3 protein-coding genes are annotated in these 2,705 nt (G+C 70.6%); 2 read left to right on the top strand and 1 reads right to left on the bottom strand.

The window, feature by feature from the left end:
• Positions 1-131: 131 nt before the first annotated feature.
• Both D180_RS12895 and ybaK read left to right on the top strand, forming a co-directional pair.
• Positions 132-617 (top strand): asparaginase domain-containing protein, encoded by a 486-nt coding sequence (locus D180_RS12895; RefSeq protein ID WP_017909075.1) that lies wholly within the window; start codon positions 132-134, stop codon positions 615-617.
• A gap of 9 nt (positions 618-626) precedes the next feature.
• The gene (ybaK, locus tag D180_RS12890) at positions 627-1,100 is read left to right on the top strand and encodes a Cys-tRNA(Pro) deacylase (protein WP_017909074.1); all 474 of its coding nucleotides are present in this window, start codon (positions 627-629) and stop codon (positions 1,098-1,100) included.
• Positions 1,101-1,106: 6 nt separating this feature from the next.
• Here the strand turns inward: ybaK and D180_RS12885 are convergent.
• On the bottom strand, positions 1,107-2,705 hold a 1,599-nt coding region (locus D180_RS12885; protein WP_017913112.1), incomplete at its 5' end, for a S8 family peptidase.

Below are 2,705 nucleotides of genomic sequence, written 5' to 3'. Positions count from 1 at the left end.
GGGCATCCGCGCACGCTTCGCCCGCCGCCGCGGCGCGGCCGGGCGCGACTGAGCGGCCGTACCGCCGCGCCCGGTATCATGGACGGCCTGCGCGGCCACGGCCGCGCCCCGACATGCTTCTAGGAACGGCAATGGAAGAACTCCTGATCGTCACCACCGGCGGCACGATCGACAAGATCTACTTCGACGACAAGTCCGACTACCAGATCGGCGACCCGCAGATCGGCCAGATCCTCAAGGAACTGGGCGTGACCTTCCGCTTCACGGTGATCCCGATCATCCGCAAGGATTCGCTGCACATCACCGACGAAGACCGCGAGCTGATCCGCGCCACCATCGCCGCGCAGTCCGCGCGCCATGTGCTGATCACCCACGGCACCGACTCGATGGTGCAGACCGGCAAGGTGCTGCAGGCGATCGAGGGCAAGACCATCGTGATGACCGGCGCGCTGAACCCGGCGCGCTTCCGCGGCTCCGACGCCGAGTTCAACATCGGCTGCGCGGTCGGCGCGGTGCAGTCGCTGCCGGCCGGCGTCTACATCGCCATGAACGGGCGCATCTGGGACCCGCAGAAGGTGCGCAAGAACGTGGCGGCGAACCGTTTCGAAGCGGCCTGAGCGGCGACGATGTCCAAGGCCACGCGCGCAACCAAGGCGCTGGATGCGGCCGGCGTCGTCTACCGGCTGCATCCCTACGACTACGAAGCCGAAGCCGGCGCCAAGGGCCTGCAGGCCGCACAGGCGCTGGGCCTGCCGCCGGAGCGTGTGCTGAAGAGTCTGATGGCCTGGGTCGACACGCGCGCGGTCTGCGTGGTGGTCCCGTCCGACCGCCGCGTGCAGTTGAAGAAACTGGCCGCCGCCGCGGGCGGCAAGGCGGCGCGGATGATGGAGGCCGCCGAGGCCGAGCGCCGCACCGGCTACAAGGTCGGCGGCATCAGTCCGCTGGGCCAGCAGCGGCCGGCGCCGGTGCTGATCGAGCAAACGGCACTGGGCGCAGGCAGCGTCTGGTTCAACGCCGGGCAGCGCGGCCTGCTGCTGGAAATGGAGGCCGCGCAGGTGCTCGACGCACTGCAGGCACGTGCCTGCGACCTGTGCGAGTGAGGCGCGTCAGTAACTCGCGGTCGCACTCACGCCCGCCACCGCGGTGACCGCCTTGATCCGCACGTAATAGAGCCCGGCCGGCAAGGTCAGCGTGCAGCGCTCGGTGGTACCGGCGGCGACCGACCGGCAACCGTATGCGGTATCGGTCGGCAGGGCGCCCGCGCGCAGGTACAGATCGGCATTGCCGCTGCCACCGCTCAGGGCCAGCGTCAGCGCCGACGTGCCGGCGGGCACGGTGATCTGGTAGTACAGCGACGTTCCCGCCTTGAGCGACAGATTTCCCATCGGCACGCCACGCACCAGCGTCTGCGCCTTCACTGTCGCCGCCACCGCCGCCCCCGCATTGACCAGCCCTGCACCGCAGCCGGCGGTGCACGCCACCGGCAGCGGGCTGGCGGTGGCCTTCAGCCGGGCCTCCAGTTCCGCCGGCGTCAGCGGATTCAGCGCTGCCGACAGCACCAGCGCGGCGACGCCGGCCACGTGCGGCGCCGCCATCGAGGTGCCGCTGTAGGACGCATACGCCGGCGCCCCCGGCCCCAGCGTGCCGGTATTGAGCGTGGACAGGATGCCCTGTCCGGGAGCGGCAATGTCCACGCCCGCCCCATAGTTGGAAAAACTGGCACGGGCGCCGGCGGAGGTGGTCGCGGCCACCGCGATCACGTTCGGACAGTTGGCGGGCACGCTGCCGGCGACATCGCTGTTGCTGTTGCCCGCAGCGACGACGACGCTGGTCCCGCGCGCAACCGCACTCGCGATCGCCCCTGCCATCGTCGGCGAACAGCTTCCGGCGGCACCCAGCGACAGGTTGATGACCTGCGCCGGCGTCGGGTTGGCGGGAACGCCGGCGATGGTGCCGCCGGACGCCCAGACGATGGCGTCGGCGACATCGGAGAGATAACCACCGCATTTACCCAGCACACGCACCGGCAGGAGCTTCGCGTTGAAGGCGACGCCGGCGACACCGGCGGCGTTATTGGTGACCGCGGCGATGGTGCCGGCCACATGCGTGCCGTGCCAACTCGAACTCGCCGCCGGCGTACCGGCACCGCAGGTATTGGCGGGATAGCCATCGCCCGGATCGGCGGCGTCACGGTCGCGGCCGCCGCCATCGCCGGCCACCAGGGGATCGCTGATGAAGTCGTAGCCCGGCAACACGTTCGCAGCCAGATCCGGATGTGCGGTGATGCCGGTATCGAGCACTGCGACCACCACACCCTTGCCCGTCGCCAGATCCCAGGCCGGGCGCACATTGATCGTCGCCGTACCGGTTCCGAACGCCCATTGTTGGGACAGGCCAGGATCGTTCGGGACCAGCGAGGGGCGCAACAGCACATCGACCTCCACGCGCGCGACGGCCGGATCGGCGGCCAGGCGCCGCATCAGCGTCTCCGCCTCGACGCGATCCAGGCTGCGATCGGCGGCGATGACGTCGGCACCGGTCGCCAGGCGCCGCAACGATGCCAGGCCGAGGGCACGGCCGCGCCGGGCCGGCAACATGCGCGCGGCCTCCGCCAGCGGTGCCGCGCGCGAGGCCAGCGCAGGCGCGGCGCCATCGCGATAGGTGACGATGAAACGCTGTGGATTCGGCGTCGTCGCCAGCGCCTG

The organism is Xanthomonas sp. SHU 166 (assembly GCF_000364685.1).
Classification (GTDB): domain Bacteria; phylum Pseudomonadota; class Gammaproteobacteria; order Xanthomonadales; family Xanthomonadaceae; genus Xanthomonas_A; species Xanthomonas_A sontii.
The sequence above is the reverse complement of the archived record's forward strand: the minus strand, read 5'-3'. Positions and strand labels throughout refer to the sequence as shown.

Excerpts from the sequence above, each read along its gene's own strand:
- D180_RS12895 (WP_017909075.1), top strand. The coding sequence starts at position 132 with ATGGAAGAACTCCTGATCGTCACCACCGGCGGCACGATCGACAAGATC.
- ybaK (WP_017909074.1), top strand. The coding sequence starts at position 627 with ATGTCCAAGGCCACGCGCGCAACCAAGGCGCTGGATGCGGCCGGCGTC.